Below are 17,092 nucleotides of genomic sequence, written 5' to 3' on the forward strand. Positions count from 1 at the left end.
TTTCTTTGTATTACTTAATTTTGAAGTGATGTGTACTACTTTCGAGACTTGCTGACGTCTCTTTTAATCCACCAATAGCTGAACGCAACTGATTCGAATAAGCCACTTGACTATGCACGTGTTCGTTGACTAGTTCTACTTCTTCATTCAATGATGAAGAGGAATCATTGACTTTAGAAACCGAATCTACAATCTCGTTTATCCCTTCCGTAATTTCTGTGATCGACATTGTCATATCAGAAATTTGATTCACAAGGGAAGAACTAGAAATACCAATATCCTTAAAGATAGTATGGGCTTGTCCTGATTGTTTGTCTGTTTTCTGTAGCATTGAATCAAAAGACTGTACGCCGTCCAATACATCGTTAGTCGAGTGTTGCACACGTTCCATCAACGCTACGATTTGATTGGAGAACCCTTCGGTTTGAGAGGACAGTTTACGAATTTCGTCGGCGACGACAGCAAACCCTTTGCCCGCTTCTCCGGCTCTTGCCGCCTCAATCGAAGCATTCAAGGATAGAAGATTGGTATTGGCCGTGATGTCATTAATTTGATTCAAAAAGCTCTTGGCTTCATCGATGGTCACGGCAATTTGCTCAACTTTCTCTTTCAGCCCCGTCATCTCATGTACCGTCGAAGAAGAAGAGTCTTTTAAGTCGGTGATGATCGCCGCTCCATCGGATGCTTGATTATCAACTGAAGTGGCATTGACTCGGATCTGTTCGATATTCGCTTTGATCTCTTGAAAACTCGCAGAAGACTCTTCTGTCACAGCTGAAATAGATGCCACATGATCATGTTGCCTGGCAATATTATCTTTGATTTTTTCCGTTTGACCTTGGATATTTTTCGACAGCTCTAAGTTTTGATCGGAATCACCAATCACGTCTGCTGATACAGCGGCAACGAGTCGACTTGCGTCATTACTTGAATGTAATAATGCCGTTAACTGATTGCTCATCTCCTTCAGCGATTCATCGATGGTACCAAATTCATCTTTCCGTTGTTTAGCATTCGATTCATAAGTGAAGTCACCTTCTGAGTACGCTTTAATTCGACGATAAACCATGCCTACACCTTTGTTTAAATGACGACCAAAGAACACAACCACACCGATCGAACTAACCACCAATCCGGCTATGCTCAGTAAAAGAACAGTCGTCGTTTGTTTCGTAATTGTGTCTACTTTAAGATTCTGAGATTCAACCAAGTTGTTCATATAGGGGGTTACTTGCGCCTCGATGGTATCTAAGTATTCTTTCGACTTCGTTAGATTCGTGTTCGTTTTAATCAAAATAACATCTCTGTTTGACTCTGCTGTCATAGGAACGATGTGGTTTTGATACGATTCGTTAAGTAAGTTATGTACTTCCGTGAAATAATTGATGTATTTGGTAAGCTCTGCATCTTTTTCAAACTTAGGCACGACAATCTCTAACTGTTGTTTCGTCTCCGTAAATTTCTCTCCTAAACGTGTGGATTTATCTTCATCATATCCAGTAGTGACAAGGTCGAACATAGAAATCTCAATATCATACAATTTTTCTTTCAAGGCATCATAATCTTCCTTCATCTCATTGAGTTGACGCATTTCTTCAATCGTTGAACGTACGTTTTGGTTCGCTTGAATAATGAACAGTCCAGCACTTACAATGAACAGTGTCAAAACCATTAAAACGAGCATTAACTTATGTATGATCCTCATTTCCCCATCCCCCGTCGCATTTATCCTTATGCACATAAGCGTTTATACCTAAATGAAATCGTTTGCACAAATTGTTATTGAGTCTATTTAACCAGATTGTCGAAGAAGTGTCAATTGAATTTTTAATCACCATGTTACGTCTAAAACGATGTTTAAAAAAAAGAGAGCCCCCAAAGTAGGTCTGCTCTCCTCTCGCTCAATTTATGATTTTATTCTCAACAGTCTCATACTATTCAAAATGACGATGAGTGCTGCCCCTGTATCCGCTAGTACAGCCATCCAAAGGGTCAGAAGCCCTGGGAAAATAAGCAATAAGGCGGCTACTTTTGTAATTAATGAAAACCACACATTCTGCTTGATAATGGTCAAGGCTTTACGGCTCAAACGAATCGTATGAGGAAGCTTCTCTAGATTATCCGCCATCAGCACGATATCTGCTGTTTCCATTGCCGTGTCTGTTCCCGCCCCGCCCATCGCAACACCTAAGTCAGCTGTTGCAAGAGCTGGTGCATCATTGATCCCATCGCCAATCATGGCTACAGGCTTTCCTTCCTTTTGAAGTTTCTGAACGGCCTGCACTTTATCTTCAGGTAATAGCTCGGCAAAGTACCGATCGACTCCTGTCTCATCAGCGATTTTCTTCGCTGTCCCGTTGTTATCACCTGTCAGCATGACGATTTCTTTCATTCCTACTTGTTTGAGCTTTTGAATGGATTGAACCGTGATATCGCGAATCGTATCCGCCACAGCGATCAGTCCTAAAACTTCATGACGTGTACCTACAAGGACGATTGTACTTCCTTTTTCTTGCAAGGTGTTGATTTGTTTCTCCATTTCGTCCAGTGAAACGTTCATATCTTTAAACAGCTTCGGGTTTCCTACAAAATATTCCGTACCATCAATGGTAGCTTGAGCCCCTTTACCGGCGACCGATTGAAATGCCGTTCCTTGAAAAGGTGCAAGAGAACGTTCCTTTGCATAGCTGATTATCGATTCAGCAATCGGATGTGTCGAATGCTCCTCAATGGTTCTTGCGATGCGAAGCACTTCTTTTCGCTCGCTTCCAAAGCTGACTACTTCGGCAACTTTAGGTTTTCCTTCTGTCAGGGTCCCCGTTTTGTCGAAGGTCATCGCTTGAATGACACCAGCTTTCTCTAAGAACGTACCACCCTTTATCAGGACACCATTCTTGGCTGCATTTCCTATGGCGGAAACAATGGCGACTGGTGTAGAAATAACTAGAGCACAAGGACAGGCCACTACTAGTAAAGCAAGCCCTTTATAAAGCCATTCTCCCCATGACCCAAATCCTGCAAGAGGCGGAACAATCATCACAAGAAGCGCTAATGTAAAGACGATCGGTGTGTACACACTAGCGAATCGATCCACGAAGGCTTGTGTCGGTGCTTTCTTTTCTTGCGCCTCTTCAACTAGATGAATGATTTTTGCGATTGTCGTATCATCCACTAATTTTGTAACTTTCACTTCAAGAGCTCCATTTTCATTCACAGTTCCAGCATAAACCTTGTCACCTGGCTGTTTATCTACCGGCATGGACTCCCCTGTGATCGGAGCTTGATTAACGCTTGATGTACCTGAGAGAATCTCCCCATCCAAAGGCAATTTCTCACCAGGCTTGATCAGCATGACATCATTGACTTTGACGTCTTCTACTGGTTTTTGAACCCACTTATCATCTGATTTCACATTCGCTTGAGATGGAGTTAAGTTAATCAAACTTCTGATCGAATTCCTCGTCCGTTCAATAGAACGATTTTGAAGCGTATTTCCTAACGCAAACAAGAAAACAACCATTGCACCCTCGAACCATTCACCAATCAGCGCAGCCCCGATGGCGGCTGAAGCCATCAGAACATTCATATCTAAAGATCCGCTTTTTATAGCAAAAAAAGCACTTCTGGCTGGTTTGAATCCCCCGGTCACAATCGCTGATGCATAAAGAGCAGAAATCATTTCCTCTGGTAGTGGTGTGAACGAACCGAAAAACCCAAGGATTAGAAAAATACCAGCTATCGATGTTGTAGTGAACCACTTTTTCTTAGTATCTTTTGATTGGTCCTCTTGCACGGAAGAACTCAATGCAGCATCAAACCCGATTTTCTGCACTTCTTTAATGATGTCATTCGTCTTCATGGAGTGATCAACTTCCATATTACCCGTTGAGAAGTTGACGCGTATCGTGTTGACATTCGGGTGGCTGCCTAGGTGTTTTTCAATGGTCTGTGCACAAGACCCACAGTCCATACCGTCTACTTTATATGTCTGGCTATTTTTAGCAGAATCGATGGACTCGGCTTCAAAACCGAGCTTCCGAACTTGCCCAGGGACCGAATCATACAAAGATGCATCTTCCATTCCCACAACCATTTTCCCTGTACCATAATGGACTTGTACGGATTGAACACCCTTATGTTTCTGCAAACTTTTCTCAATGGTGGCTGCACACGAAGGACAATCCATCCCCTTTACCGTAAACGTTGCTTGTATGTTTGATGGGTTTTTACCTATGCCTTCTCCACTCTTCTGCTCTGAAGAACAACACGTATTTTCTGTTTTTTCAGGGATGCAACAATCGTCTTCCTGGCCCTTTGATTGTTGCTTTTTTTCTGTAGCACAACAGGCTTCTGTTTCTTGGCTACCGTCTTCGGTTTGAGGTATAGAACTGGAGCAGCAGCCTGGTTTCTCTTCTTTCTCTGCAGATTTCATCGAGTATTCCCCACTTTTCATCTATGATTTAGCTCCGAAGTGAATCATTGCAAGCGATACAAGCTGATGGATATGTTCGTTCGCTAACGAATAAAAAACAAGCTTTCCTTCTTTTCTATACGTTGCCAGGCCCTGCTTCCTAAGAAGACGCAAATGATGGGAAGCGGTCGCTGTCGTCGCTTGAATAATATTGGCTACATCGCACACGCACAATTCTTTTTCCAAGGTCAACGCGTACGCTACCTTCAATCGAGTTGAGTCCGACAATGCCTTAAAAATCTGTTCGACACCTAAAACATCCTCCATTCGCGGCTGGACTCTTAGTACAAGTTCTTCATCGTAACAAAAAATGTCACACGTATCTTGAGGAGCTGGCTTCACTACTTTTTGGCTCATTTATGTCCACCTCATTCAAATAGTCATTTGATTATATACTATTAGTGTATGAAGGACCGTAATATAAGTCAATAAAATTATTCAAATGGGCATTAGAATGACACTCTCCCGTCAACTTACAGATAGATGGTAGCCTATTCAGGACATTTAACCGATCAAACCGTTCGAGTAATGTGTGATTTCAGACATCTACTCAGCCTACAGAGACAAGAGAAGTATTTTGGTGGACATCTGCTCAATCTATTCAGCCAAAAGATCAACCACCCCATATAAAAACCACGATTCCTAGAGGAATCGTGGCCGCGATCATCCGTTACGATATTTAGCATACAGAATCTCATTATAATATTTATTAAAGTCAGGGAGCCCCATCCCTTTTGCGATATGCAGCTCCTTTTCACGATCGTAATCGACACGGATGAACTGAATAGCATTCGTACCATGTTCAGCGTCGAGCACAGCATAAGAAGCCGATGTTAAATCAAGAGAATTTCCGACGCTACCTACATTGCAAAGAATACCTTGATTGTATGTTTGCAAAAAAGTCGTATGTATATCTCCGTACACGACCATGTCCGGCGTACGTTCTCCGCTATTAGTATGGTGACTGTTCTCAAACATGGAGAGCCGGCGGTCGATGTCGTGCCAAGGAAGAATTCGTTCAAATTCGCTTCTAGGTGAGGCGTGGAAGAGGCGAATCAATTGTCCATTTAACTCAAGATCAATATGGAAATCCAACGACTGTAAGTAAGCAAAGTCTTGTGCACTTAATCTTTCTTGAAACCACTGCAAAAATTCGCTGTCCGTCGAATCATTGATGAATACGTCCCAGTTTCCTCGTATCACTTTTTCACAGTGCTCTTGGACGAGCTTAATGCAAGCAGATCCTTGTGGCCCTTTGCCAATTAAATCTCCTAAGCAAAATATCCTTTCGATCCCACGATGCTTAATATCAGCTATTACCGCTTCCAGTGCCGTTTTATTACCATGAATATCCGACATTAACGCAATCTTCGTCATCGCATACCCTCCTCTATCCTTTCATTTTAATATTTATCTTATTATAAAGGTATGACCTTTGCTTTACACGTCTTTTCATAAAATTCGATAGGCTCTCCTAGTAAGGCACTGATGACATGCCCTTCTTGTACCTGCAGTTGTCCATATCGTTGCATGTGACTCCGCGCTTCTTCAAAGATCGCGAGTGTAGGAGAATCGATAAGTACCCCTTCAACACGCCAGACTTCTCTTTCATTGTCGATTAGATGTTTGGACCAGTCGGTGTTCACGTGACCATCTATAAGCCATTTAACCTCGGCACAGATACCTGTTCCTTCTTGATAGATCTCATGGAATAAAAACATTGGCGTAACGACTTCCGTTCTTCTATGTAGCCGCTCCATCACAACCTTCATTCGATCGGTCAGAACAAACTCATTCATTGATAGAATTCCATATTTGTCTTCTCTTCTTTATAATAATCGATCCGGTCTTGAAAACTACCGGTATGAAATTCAAAGGTATGTCCATCTGGGTCAAGAAAATAAATCGATCGTTTATCTTTACTGTGTCGTTTTCTTCCTTTTAAAATCGTCACACCATTCTCGACCAGTTTGTTAAAAGCGCGAGTGATATCCTTCTCATCAATAGAAAAAGCTGTATGTGTGTATGAGTCGAAATCACGCCCAGCATCCTTCTCTTCATTCAAGGCAATCCATAGTCCATTCAAATCAAAATACGCCGTCGTGTTCCCTTTCACTAACAGGTTGCCCTCTAGAATTTCTTCATAAAACCAAATGGACCTTTTCAAATCTTTTACAGAGAAACATAAGTGGTTAATTCCCTTAATCATCTTCCTCCTCCTTATGATGAAAACCTACTCCTATTTCTTTGAACAAACTCTACTTCTTTCTTGTATGGACCCTCTGGGACAAGACATAAGCAAGACTGGCTACGATGATGATCTCAAGCAAATCCCATGAACCACCCCAGTAGCTCCTTGATGATTCAGAGTAGGTGTCTGCACTTGAGAAGTCTGCAGTATGGGTCAAGGTCAACCATAAACCTGTGCCAAGTTGATACACGAAGTATAGTAGAATAAGGCTTATGACAAATGTAAGATACTTTTTCATACGTTCCCCTCCCTTTCTACCTAATTCTACGATTCAGTCGGTCATTCGTTTCAAAAAGAATAGAAAGTGAGACATATGAGGTCGCTCTTGCTTTATGGGCTAGCTAACAAAAACCTTCTATGTACATACGCGGTTATTATGCTAGCTAGAGCACCACATATGATCGGTATCACGGATCCTCCTGTTTGGTATCCAGTTGAAGTTATTTCAAGGAACGTCAGCATAAACAATCTGATTTCATAGGCATAACCAATGATGAAAAGTAAACCGCTTATCAATATAAAAGTCAGTAAACTAAGGAACGCCGTCTTCATTGTCAGCCTCCTTTACTAGATAATCGCCACTTCCACCTTTTGCTTCTTTAATGACATGTTCATTCTATATTAGCCCAAGTCCTTAAAGATGACAAAAGAAACCAGTATAGACCCAGGGGCAAATACGACTAGATGTAACAGGAAAATTTTTATCCACTTCATCACCTTGTTGGATTAATGATTTATTCAACAGCTGTATAATGATTGGCAATTTCAATGAGCTGTTCTTTTGAAACAGAGGATTCTTCATGTGCAAATAATTTATAATGCACCCCCTTTGATTCCCACATCAGCATTTTCATCTTCCCGTTCGTACCATACATTGCTGACTCAGTTTCTTCAAGTTGGACTGATTGATCGGCATAGTCATGCTCGCCCTCATTATTTGTGACCCTATAGGTGATAGATGGAGTCGTGAGATCATTCATATTTTGGTGAAATTGAAGCTCAAGAAAATTGTTGTTCGTGACTTTTAATTTTTCATCCTCGTCATGAACTTCTTCTGCAGCAACCGTTATCTTCTCAGGTTCGAACGGGAGTTTGCTCGGAATTTCGACGTTGAAATTCACGTAGTCCGTATACTCTAGAACTTGATCTTTGTCATAGGACACGAATTCATTATCAGAACTACACGCGGTTAATAAACAAAGCAGAACAAGTAGATACCATTTCATGACGGACCCTCCAGGTATTTTTTTACATTAAAAATCACAATAACCTATTTGGTTTCGTATGAAACTCCCGTAAGATGAAGCCGCACACTTTCATCCGACATAAAATTGAATTATTTAACACATTTCATCTCTAAAACAGGTTACTCAAATCCCTACGATGTTTCGAAACCCAGAAGTTTGGCTATATTCCTCTGTAGGTCAATATATAATTCCACACACAAAGGAGACGTTTCTAATGCGTAATTATTTAAAGCATTATATAAATGGAGAATGGGTAGAATCGACAGGAAATGAAACAGAAGATGTCTTCAATCCAGCAACGGAAGAAGTCATCGGAACCATCAGCATGGGGACTAAAGAAGATCTTGACCGTGCCGTACAAGCAGCACGCGATGCATTCCCGACTTTTTCGCAAACGACGAAAGAAGAACGCATCGAGCTATTAGAGAACATTGCGGCTGAATATGAAGCTAGAAAAGAAGAAATCATCGAAACCATCACAGATGAGCTAGGATCTCCGTTATCCATATCAGAAAGCGTCCATTACATGATGGGATACAACCACTTCTCTCAAGCAGCGGAATCATTGAAAGATATCTCGTTCATGGAAGACCGTGGTGGCCATACCGTCATGAAAGAATCGATTGGAGTAAGCGGACTGATTACGCCTTGGAACTTCCCAACGAACCAAATCTCTACTAAGATTGCGAGCGCGTTCGCTGCAGGTAGTCCAGTCGTGGCAAAACCAGCTGAATTGACACCCTTCGCAGCAATCATCCTAACAGAGATTTTTGATAAGGTCGGCGTACCAAAAGGGGCTTTTAATCTAGTGAATGGTTCAGGTGCTGTCATCGGTGATGGCATCAGTTCCCACCCGGATATCGATTTCGTGTCCTTCACAGGATCTGGAGCGGTTGGATCAAAAATCATGAAAAACGCATCAGAAAATATTAAGAACGTGGCTCTAGAATTGGGCGGAAAATCTCCACTCGTTGTATTGGAAGATGCGGATCCTGAGAAGGCGGCCCGAGCAGCGATCACCCACATTGCAACAAACACCGGTCAAGTCTGCTCAGCAGCGACACGCGTTCTTGTTCCGTCCTCTATGAAAGAATCGTTCGAGGAAGCCGTCAAAAACGTCTTACCAGAATTCCCGGTCGGTGATCCTCACGACCAAAACAATCACATCGGACCACTGATTTCTAAAAAGCAATGGGATACCGTTCAATCCTATATTGAAAAAGGAACGGAAGAAGGTGCGACTATCCTTGTCGGCGGTACAGGCAAACCAGACGGCTTAGAAACAGGTTACTATGCGAAGCCTACCGTGTTCACAGATGTTAAAAATGACATGGTCATTGCTCAGGAAGAAATCTTCGGCCCTGTCACGACAATCATCACCTATGACTCCATTGATGAAGCGATCGAAATCGCGAATGAAACCATTTATGGACTTGCCGGATATGTTGTCGGTAACGATCCAGAAACACTGAAGAAAGTATCCACAGGTATCCGCGCTGGTCGTATCAAAATCAATGATGCCGAAGCAGACTTTGCCGCTCCGTTCGGTGGCTTTAAACAGTCAGGAATCGGACGTGAATGGGGTGACTACGGAATTGAAGAGTATTTAGAAGAAAAAACGATTTTAGGGTTTCCATCCTAATCATGAAGATGACAGGGGCTAACTAGCTCCTGTCTTTTTCTTTGTTCCTTTACTCCTCTCCCTTCTGTTTTTTATGATCAAACCTATCCAAAGAATCAAAGGTAGAATCAGTCCATTGGTAAGAGCATACGAAAGCCACGTGTCACCTACAAAGGTTTCGAAATAGGCTACATCTGGATAGGCTATGATAGATAAGACGACCATTCCCATACCCAGCGGCAACAATAACGGTCTATGATCATTTATTTTCAAAAATTGAGCAATCCCTACACTGGAGGCATAGTACAGTACGACAAGTTTAAAGAAAATGGTGATCATCCATATGATCGCAATGAATATCTCTAACCCTTCCAAAAATCCGGCTATATTGATTTTTTCTCCAACTTTATAGGTCGGATAGGCACTCAGTCCTGTCAGGTCACTGCCCAGAACTAATAGACACAACATTGTGATCAGTAATAAAACACCACCTCCGATTAGACCCCCGATCACCCATCCATGTGCCGTCTTCTTACTTTCTTTTACGTATGGAAAAATCATCAATTATGTAACCATCTTATGGAAGGGAGTTCCAATAACGACTTTAGAAGCACTTATTACAGGTAGCACACCGTTACCGAAATACGGTTTCAGATTATCCAAACTTATTTGTGGACTGATGGAGATCGTTAAGAAAAGTAGCAGTAATACAAGCCAAGGCATAAAGGTTTCGGCTGAGCGTCCCATCACTTCGATACCTAAATATGCTCCTGCAATGACGACAAGTAAAAATAGAATATGGGTGAACTGCAAAGGGGTTTCGGAAATGATTTGAGTCGTCATGAAATCCCCGATGCTCCTCAGGACAAGCGCAGCCAAAATATAAATGAACGCTAAGTAGAAAAAACTGATAAAACGACCAATCCATAATGAGAAACTTGAACAAACTTCCGGTATTTTATGTAGATGTACTGGGAGGAATTAAGATTCTCCTCACCCCAAATTTGTGATAAACTCACAACATACTTACATAGAAAAGAGGATCATCCACAATGACCACGCATTATTTCATCGGCATTGTTCCCCCTGAGGAAGTGTTTGAGAAGATTGAGGAATTTCGACTGGGCTGGCTGATGGATATGAGCTCGGAGTCACACATCACATTGAAAGCGCAACCCGGATTAACGTCTGATGAGAGATGGATCGACCACGTGAGAGACTTGTGCGGAACCATTCGGCCTTTTTCCGTCACATTAGGATCACCCGCCTATTTTAATGAGGACATCTTGTATTTAACCGTACAATCAGAACCCCTCATTTCCTTGCACAGGCAGTTGGTTCACCTCCTGACACCGTCTCAAAATGAAATCGAGCAGTATTTCGAACTTGACGGTTTCGTTCCTCATCTGACATTGGTCAAACAACAGTATGGCTTGTCGAAACTAGAGCTATCAGGGATGGAAGAAGCTGCAGAAAATACGCTCGCACCTTACCCAACTTTTGAAGCGACGTTTATTCGAATTTACCGACTTACAACGGGGCAAAATCGATACGAAAGACTTTTAGACATTCCTTTACGTGCTTAGATATAGTGCAGGCGGTCAAGCACGCTATACGCACAAAAAGGTTGGATGATCTCTATTAGATCATCCAACCTTTCGTTAAAGATATGAATAGTTCATCAAGATTGAGTAGGAGCTACAAACTCCACTTTAATTCTATCTGGATCTTCGAAATAAACGGCATAATAATTTTCCCCACCGGCAAAAGGATGCTGGTCCTCATATAAGATAGGGATGCCCTTCTCTTGTAGCCTCTGCGTCATTTCATCTACTCTTTCGCGTGAATGCGCATGAAAAGCTAGGTGGTTCAGTCCTGTTCGGCGTCGGTGGTAAGAAACATCTAAAAATTGTTCTTCCGTTTGAACAAAGACCAAGTACGTCTCCCCTAACTTCCAGCTCTGTCCCCCTTCCCACTCTTGAAATAAATGATATCCTAACTCCTGTAAGAACCAACTCCAAAATGAAACGGACTCTTCTAAATTAGACACATAAATCTCTACATGATGAAGCATACCTTCAGACATTCTTATTCCTCCACTATTCATAGTTCTGATTGAATGACCGTTTAACCTTCTTGAACAACACAACTACAGAAATGATGACTCCAACCGGTAATCCCCACACAATTAACCATCCTAACACCATCATTGTAATGGCCGAACCGTCCACGCTTTAACCTCCTCATAAGACGTTGCTCACTTTCCTCATTAAAAAACGACAATCCTTCGCCTGTATAGTGGAGAAGAATTGTCGTTGGTGTGTAATCTTTACGGAAATGATAATCGTTTAACAGATATTACGAATCGGAAACGGTTTTAATTAATCGATTCAATCGCACGATGCAAGCTGCTGAATGTATCTAAATCTTTCATGTTTATCCCTAAGCTCACCATCGTTTGTACGATGTCCGGACGAATACCGCTCAAGATGCCGTGTACGCCGATCAATTCCAATGAGTGGATGACCTTAAACAATTGATGCGCCACCATCGTATCGATCATGCTGACTCCGGAAAGATCTAATATGATCGTATCCAAGTCATACTCTTCCCCTTGTTTCAAGGCGTTTTCCATCAATAGTTGTGCCCTGTGTGTGTCGATTTCGCCTACAATCGGAATAACACCGATTGTCTCTGTAATCCGAACCATTGGAACAGACAGTTCATTGACCGCATAATAGGCTTTCGCTATGGTGTCCTTGAAGTCATCCATGTAAGATTGACTTACTATCTGACTTGCATGATCGACCGTGTCATTGAATTTTGTAAGGATATCATAAAACTCATCCAAAGATAGATTCTGAGCTTTTGCTTCATCCTTGATGATATCACCTATGACACCACGGTAATCACTAATTTCTGCTAGAGCTAAGTTTAATGGTAACATGAGCTCGACTAGTTTCCCTGAAACAATATCACTCCATTTTTCCAAGTCCTGCGTAACCTCATCTGGTTCTTCACTAATGGATTCGGCGTAGGCTTCTACCAATCGAATCCTCCAAATGACCAGGTCCTCAGAGACCTCCCCTTTACCAATTTCACTAGGGATCGCTACATCTCGAGCTAGTTTTTCTTTACGTTCAAGTATCGTTGTTGTAATAGGTCTCAATTTATCTGGATTTGCTGTTGGCACCGAATATCCTCCTCTATTATTCGTTCATTGTTTATTTGCTTTCGAAGTTCACTGCTTTTATACAAAAAAGTATGTACCATAACTATACTACTATAACACAACACGAATATCGACGGTTTATTGGAAGAAACAGCATCTTGTTCTGGATTTTTCGAATATGAAACTTTTGGAGAGTAGAAATCGTATCAATGCTAACGTTTAACTTTTCAATTTAAGGAGGAAGACGTATGACTCGTACTAACAGACGTCCAATGAATGATGTAATGGATCACATGAAAAAGGTTGAAGGGGTGCAGATGGGAAGAGGCGGTAAGCTACCGAAACCGATTAAGTGGATCGGATACATTTTATTCGGTAGCTTTTTCTTAGTCATGCTATTGGGATTGTTGATTAGTTATATAAACTAATCAATCTCATATAATAACAATATTTCCTTGTGGTTGATCTGATTTCTGGATCGCGCCTCCGTTTATTCATACCACAACATTAAGGTGATCGCTTACACGACCTAGCTGAGGGTATGTCTCCACTCACCATGAGCCCGATCACAGATAACATCAACAATGAAGCATTATAAGTTATCGGGCTGAATGGATGCACGAGCACCTGAAGATCTGCGCTTACGGCTGCTAATGTTAAAAATGGAAAAGCAACCATTTGCAATAAAAACAGAACCTTTTTTTGTTTGAGTATCAACCAGATAAGCCCAAAACCAATCTCCACTATTCCTGCGATCAAAACGACAGACTCCGCTGGGATCAGTGGATTTGTAGCTAGAGAAACTTCTCTCGGATGCATAGCCAACAACTTAGGTACAAAGCCGTGATACATCCAAATGAAGGCAAAGAAGAACGTCAGGAGCCAATATGTTAGAAAGCGCATGTACTGACTTCTAGGTGCCTCCTTTTTTTCGAGCCAGCGCTTAAAGACGTCAAAACTTAGCGCAGTTCCCCAACCTATTAACGGACGAAACCACCTGTCTCCCCACCTTGCATCAAAGTCGTATTGTGTGATGAATGTCGTGCCATGATCGGTGGGGATGTATTTCCAGTACCCTCTTCCCTCCTTGATCGGAGAAATTTTCTGAGTTGTACCGAAATGAAGGGATGACGTACGCGATCCGTCTTCACCTTTATAGTTGCCGACGCTTCTGCCCCATCCCGATACCGTTATTCCCGGTATGACTGTTGTTTCATATGTAAATAGTTGTGGATCGTTTTCTCGTTCTTTTGGCCGATAGGTGATCGAGGAGAAGCGCACATCCCATTGCTCGTGCAGATGCGGTTGCTGTGAAGCTTCCCACAACTCCTCCACTGTTCCATTAACGGTCGTTTCTACATAAATGGGGGCACTCATGTCCATTCACACTCTCTATTTTTAATATTCTATACTTAAGGGGAGTTTGTTTTCATTCACGATTTGCCTTTTTCACAAGCTGATATTTCAAACCATAATATGTGGTCCAGAATAACACAAGGACGACAAAAGCAGAATTCCGGTAGTCAAATGGGAGAAAGAAATAAGCGATAAGAGCCATAATTAAAAAAGGCGGCATCATCAACCAATACAGCTTTTCATGACTCAAAAAAATTCCTCCTTCATTCATTTATCTTATATCTTGCTTCGACATTTGAGCCTAAAAGTCCTGCTTTTATCAATTCTGATAGAATCGTACGAACGTTACATACTCGTACCTGTGTAGTAATCAACAAAAGTTAAAAGATGATCGATGTTGAACTTGTCACTCAATCAATGAAAGATAGCTAAAAACGTTATTCATATAAAGTAAACCATTCACCTACACTATCTGGTAATAGAACCGTGTCCCAAGGATGCCAATACCAGACATTTGAATTCTCATAGACACGATATTGACGGGCGACTCCTTCATTCGTATGGAAAACCATAGTGTAGACCTTTCGTTCATGGCTCGGCGTATAGCCAGGAGCTTCATCGCCTTGGTTGATGAGCTCTATAAAATCCCTTATATCGCGACCTCCTTCTATTTCCCTGATCAACTGTTGATCATGGTAAAGCCCTATCTTTTCTACGGATGTCGGATCGAGATCTTTAAAATGCCAACTTTTGCTTGAAGAATCGTAGATCTTAAAGCCGTTTATTTCTTCCTTACTCTCAACTGCAAGCATCTTCGGCTGACCTTTGATCCTGTAAAGTTTTGTGTCCTTATCCAGGTATGTCGCATCGCCACTTACCATTTGATAAGAGGGATTCGTCACGTTTTTGTCAACGTTAAACTCAACTTCTCCGACGACTCCCCCCACCATATCAGGATCATCGACAACCAGTTTATAAGCAGATTCATAACTAAGACCATTGAACTTCACCAAATCGATCCAGTCAATGATGCTAACTTTTCCTTCTGTCCCATACCTCTCAGGATCTTCCTCTGAAGTACCTTGGCATCCCGCAATAAAGACCAGTAACAGAATTAAACGCCACACGCTATCACTCCTTACGACGATTCATGCTGACCCCGTTATCCTATGTATAAATGACACTTCACTGAATCATTTTCTGTTCGATCTCCTTTTTTGCAAACATTATTTTCAAGTCTTCAAAATAAAAAAGCACAGCCAGAAACAGCTGTGCCTTTCACCTTATTCTACAGAGAAAATGTAGGAATAGATCGGTTGTCCACCTTGGTGAACTTCTACTTCTAAATCTTCATACGTTTCCTCAATATATTCCTCTAAATCACTGACCTCTTTGTCATCGACATCTTCCCCGACGATGATGGTGATGATTTCATCTTCATCCTCGTCGATCAACTGATTTAATAGTGTCTTCGCTGCGGTCAATTGATCTTTGTCGGTTGCTGAAATCTTGCCGTCAGCAATACCCATGTAATGTCCTTTTTCAATTGTCATACCCTCGATTTGAGTATCTCTGACCGCATACGTAATCTGACCGGTCTTCACTTCTGACATCAGACTCGTCATTTCTTCCGTATTGGACGCAAGGTCTGCTTCTGGATTGAAGCCTAAGAGAGCGCTCATGCCTTGTGGAATCGTCTTCGTCTTGATGACGGACACTTCTTCTTCAGCTATTTCTGCTGCCTGATCGGCTGCCATAATGATATTCTTGTTGTTCGGCAAGATCAGCACTTTCTTCGCATGGGCTTCTTTTATCGCTTCTGATAAATCCTGTGTGCTCGGGTTCATCGTCTGTCCACCCTGGATGACGACTGTCGCGCCGAGACTTTCGAATAACTTCTTGATTCCGTCACCCATAGCAACAGTGACAATGCCGTATTCTGCTTTTGCTTCTGGCTTTTTCTTCACGTCTTTCTTCTCACCGACGATGGATGTGTGCTGCTCGCGCATATTCTCAATCTTCATGTTGATCAGGCTACCGAACTGCTGTCCGAGTGTCAAAGCTTCACCAGGATGTTCTGCGTGTACATGTACTTTGACCAGTTCATCATCAGAAACAACCAACAAGGAATCGCCGTAATTGCTCAATTGTTGGCGGAATGACTCATCATCATAAGGGTTTTCTTTTAATTTATCGTCCTCAAATTTGACCATGAATTCTGTGCAGTAACCGAACTCAATGTCTTCGGTTTTCATGAAGTCCTGTGCTAATTTATGGTGTTCGGCATTGACCATATCATCCATTGATACCGTCTCTTCGATGTCAGGAAGCGCTTCCCCTTTTAAATTCGCAAGGAACCCTTCATATATCGTAAGTAGTCCTTGTCCACCACTATCGACGACACCGACTTCCTTCAAAACGGGAAGCAATTCTGGTGTACGCTTCAATGACTCTTTAGCCGCTGCAACAACGCCCTCCATGAATGGAATGATCTCGGAGTTTTGCTCTGCTAATTCAACAGAAGCTTCAGCCGAATCCTTCGCTACAGTCAGAATCGTACCTTCAACAGGTTTCATGACCGCTTTGTAGGCTGTCGTTACGCCACCCTGAAGCGCACCTGCTAGATCCTGTGTGGTGAGCGTTTCTTTCTCTTCCACTGCTTTTGAGAAACCACGGAAAATTTGGGATAAGATGACGCCTGAGTTCCCACGAGCCCCCATTAACAAACCTTTAGCTAAGGCTTGAGAAACAACGCCTGCATGGTTCTCACCCACCGTTTTCACTTCTTCCGCACCTGAAGTCATGGATAGATTCATGTTTGTTCCTGTATCCCCATCAGGAACAGGGAATACGTTCAAGGCGTCAATCATCTGAGAATTTTTAGTAAGATGATGAGCTCCTTGTAAGATCATTTCGGCTAACTTTTGGCCGTCTATATTTTGTAACGTCACGCTTACTTCCTCCTTTGACTACA

At 42.1% G+C, this 17,092-nt stretch carries 18 protein-coding genes and 1 pseudogene; 3 read left to right on the forward strand and 16 right to left on the reverse strand.

What is annotated here, in order from left to right; all coding sequences use genetic code 11:
* Positions 1–10 precede the first annotated feature (10 nt).
* The 8 genes from H0266_RS04510 to H0266_RS04545 form a co-directional block, all read right to left on the reverse strand.
* The gene (locus tag H0266_RS04510; protein ID WP_181471174.1) at positions 11–1,705 is read right to left on the reverse strand and encodes a methyl-accepting chemotaxis protein; all 1,695 of its coding nucleotides are present in this window, start codon (positions 1,703–1,705) and stop codon (positions 11–13) included.
* Positions 1,706–1,906: 201 nt separating this feature from the next.
* Complete coding sequence (locus H0266_RS04515; RefSeq protein ID WP_181471175.1) at positions 1,907–4,432, reverse strand: heavy metal translocating P-type ATPase; 2,526 nt, start codon at positions 4,430–4,432, stop codon at positions 1,907–1,909.
* Between the two features lie 21 nt (positions 4,433–4,453).
* A complete protein-coding gene (locus tag H0266_RS04520; RefSeq protein ID WP_181471176.1) occupies positions 4,454–4,828 on the reverse strand; it encodes an ArsR/SmtB family transcription factor in 375 nt (124 codons plus the stop codon).
* 306 nt (positions 4,829–5,134) lie between these two features.
* Positions 5,135–5,848: a metallophosphoesterase family protein gene (locus H0266_RS04525; protein WP_181471177.1), complete on the reverse strand. Its 714-nt coding sequence runs from the start codon at positions 5,846–5,848 to the stop codon at positions 5,135–5,137.
* Between the two features lie 41 nt (positions 5,849–5,889).
* The gene (locus tag H0266_RS04530; RefSeq protein ID WP_181471178.1) at positions 5,890–6,270 is read right to left on the reverse strand and encodes a hypothetical protein; all 381 of its coding nucleotides are present in this window, start codon (positions 6,268–6,270) and stop codon (positions 5,890–5,892) included.
* Positions 6,267–6,680 carry a metallothiol transferase FosB gene (fosB, locus tag H0266_RS04535; protein ID WP_181471179.1) on the reverse strand — a complete coding sequence of 138 codons (414 nt, stop codon included), beginning with the start codon at positions 6,678–6,680 and terminating at the stop codon, positions 6,267–6,269. The genes H0266_RS04530 and fosB overlap by 4 nt, the downstream gene beginning before the upstream one ends.
* A 49-nt stretch (positions 6,681–6,729) precedes the next feature.
* Positions 6,730–6,960 (reverse strand): hypothetical protein, encoded by a 231-nt coding sequence (locus H0266_RS04540; protein ID WP_181471180.1) that lies wholly within the window; start codon positions 6,958–6,960, stop codon positions 6,730–6,732.
* A gap of 496 nt (positions 6,961–7,456) precedes the next feature.
* Positions 7,457–7,948, reverse strand: coding sequence for a hypothetical protein (locus H0266_RS04545; protein ID WP_181471181.1), 492 nt, complete (start codon positions 7,946–7,948; stop codon positions 7,457–7,459).
* A gap of 235 nt (positions 7,949–8,183) precedes the next feature.
* Here H0266_RS04545 and H0266_RS04550 point away from each other — a divergent pair, with 235 nt between their 5' ends.
* The gene (locus H0266_RS04550; RefSeq protein WP_181471182.1) at positions 8,184–9,611 is read left to right on the forward strand and encodes an aldehyde dehydrogenase family protein; all 1,428 of its coding nucleotides are present in this window, start codon (positions 8,184–8,186) and stop codon (positions 9,609–9,611) included.
* A gap of 18 nt (positions 9,612–9,629) precedes the next feature.
* Here H0266_RS04550 and H0266_RS19415 read toward each other — a convergent pair.
* Positions 9,630–10,547, reverse strand: a pseudogene (locus H0266_RS19415) (GerAB/ArcD/ProY family transporter).
* A 95-nt stretch (positions 10,548–10,642) separates the two neighbouring features.
* Between H0266_RS19415 and H0266_RS04565 the strand changes: the two are divergent.
* The gene (locus tag H0266_RS04565; RefSeq protein WP_181471184.1) at positions 10,643–11,176 is read left to right on the forward strand and encodes a 2'-5' RNA ligase family protein; all 534 of its coding nucleotides are present in this window, start codon (positions 10,643–10,645) and stop codon (positions 11,174–11,176) included.
* 95 nt (positions 11,177–11,271) lie between these two features.
* On the opposite strand, the gene H0266_RS04570 is transcribed toward H0266_RS04565, so the two are convergent.
* From H0266_RS04570 to H0266_RS04580, 3 genes are all read right to left on the reverse strand, one after another.
* Positions 11,272–11,676, reverse strand: a complete 405-nt coding sequence (locus H0266_RS04570) for a VOC family protein (RefSeq protein ID WP_181471185.1) — start codon at positions 11,674–11,676, stop codon at positions 11,272–11,274.
* A gap of 13 nt (positions 11,677–11,689) precedes the next feature.
* Positions 11,690–11,821 carry a MetS family NSS transporter small subunit gene (locus H0266_RS04575; RefSeq protein WP_181471186.1) on the reverse strand — a complete coding sequence of 44 codons (132 nt, stop codon included), beginning with the start codon at positions 11,819–11,821 and terminating at the stop codon, positions 11,690–11,692.
* A 146-nt stretch (positions 11,822–11,967) separates the two neighbouring features.
* A complete protein-coding gene (locus H0266_RS04580) occupies positions 11,968–12,783 on the reverse strand; it encodes an STAS domain-containing protein (RefSeq protein WP_181471187.1) in 816 nt (271 codons plus the stop codon).
* A 227-nt stretch (positions 12,784–13,010) separates the two neighbouring features.
* Between H0266_RS04580 and H0266_RS04585 the strand changes: the two genes are divergently transcribed.
* A complete protein-coding gene (locus tag H0266_RS04585; protein WP_181471188.1) occupies positions 13,011–13,190 on the forward strand; it encodes a hypothetical protein in 180 nt (59 codons plus the stop codon).
* Between the two features lie 79 nt (positions 13,191–13,269).
* Here H0266_RS04585 and H0266_RS04590 read toward each other — a convergent pair whose 3' ends face one another.
* The 4 genes from H0266_RS04590 to H0266_RS04605 form a co-directional block, all read right to left on the reverse strand.
* The gene (locus H0266_RS04590) at positions 13,270–14,139 is read right to left on the reverse strand and encodes a DoxX-like family protein (protein ID WP_181471189.1); all 870 of its coding nucleotides are present in this window, start codon (positions 14,137–14,139) and stop codon (positions 13,270–13,272) included.
* 52 nt (positions 14,140–14,191) lie between these two features.
* Positions 14,192–14,368: a hypothetical protein gene (locus tag H0266_RS04595; protein ID WP_181471190.1), complete on the reverse strand. Its 177-nt coding sequence runs from the start codon at positions 14,366–14,368 to the stop codon at positions 14,192–14,194.
* 187 nt (positions 14,369–14,555) lie between these two features.
* On the reverse strand, positions 14,556–15,245 hold the full coding sequence (locus tag H0266_RS04600) for a hypothetical protein (protein ID WP_181471191.1): 690 nt from the start codon (positions 15,243–15,245) through the stop codon (positions 14,556–14,558).
* Between the two features lie 156 nt (positions 15,246–15,401).
* The gene (locus H0266_RS04605; protein WP_181471192.1) at positions 15,402–17,069 is read right to left on the reverse strand and encodes a DAK2 domain-containing protein; all 1,668 of its coding nucleotides are present in this window, start codon (positions 17,067–17,069) and stop codon (positions 15,402–15,404) included.
* Positions 17,070–17,092 lie beyond the last annotated feature (23 nt).

This window comes from Halobacillus locisalis, from assembly GCF_013694105.1.
Lineage (GTDB): Bacteria > Bacillota > Bacilli > Bacillales > Halobacillaceae > Halobacillus > Halobacillus locisalis.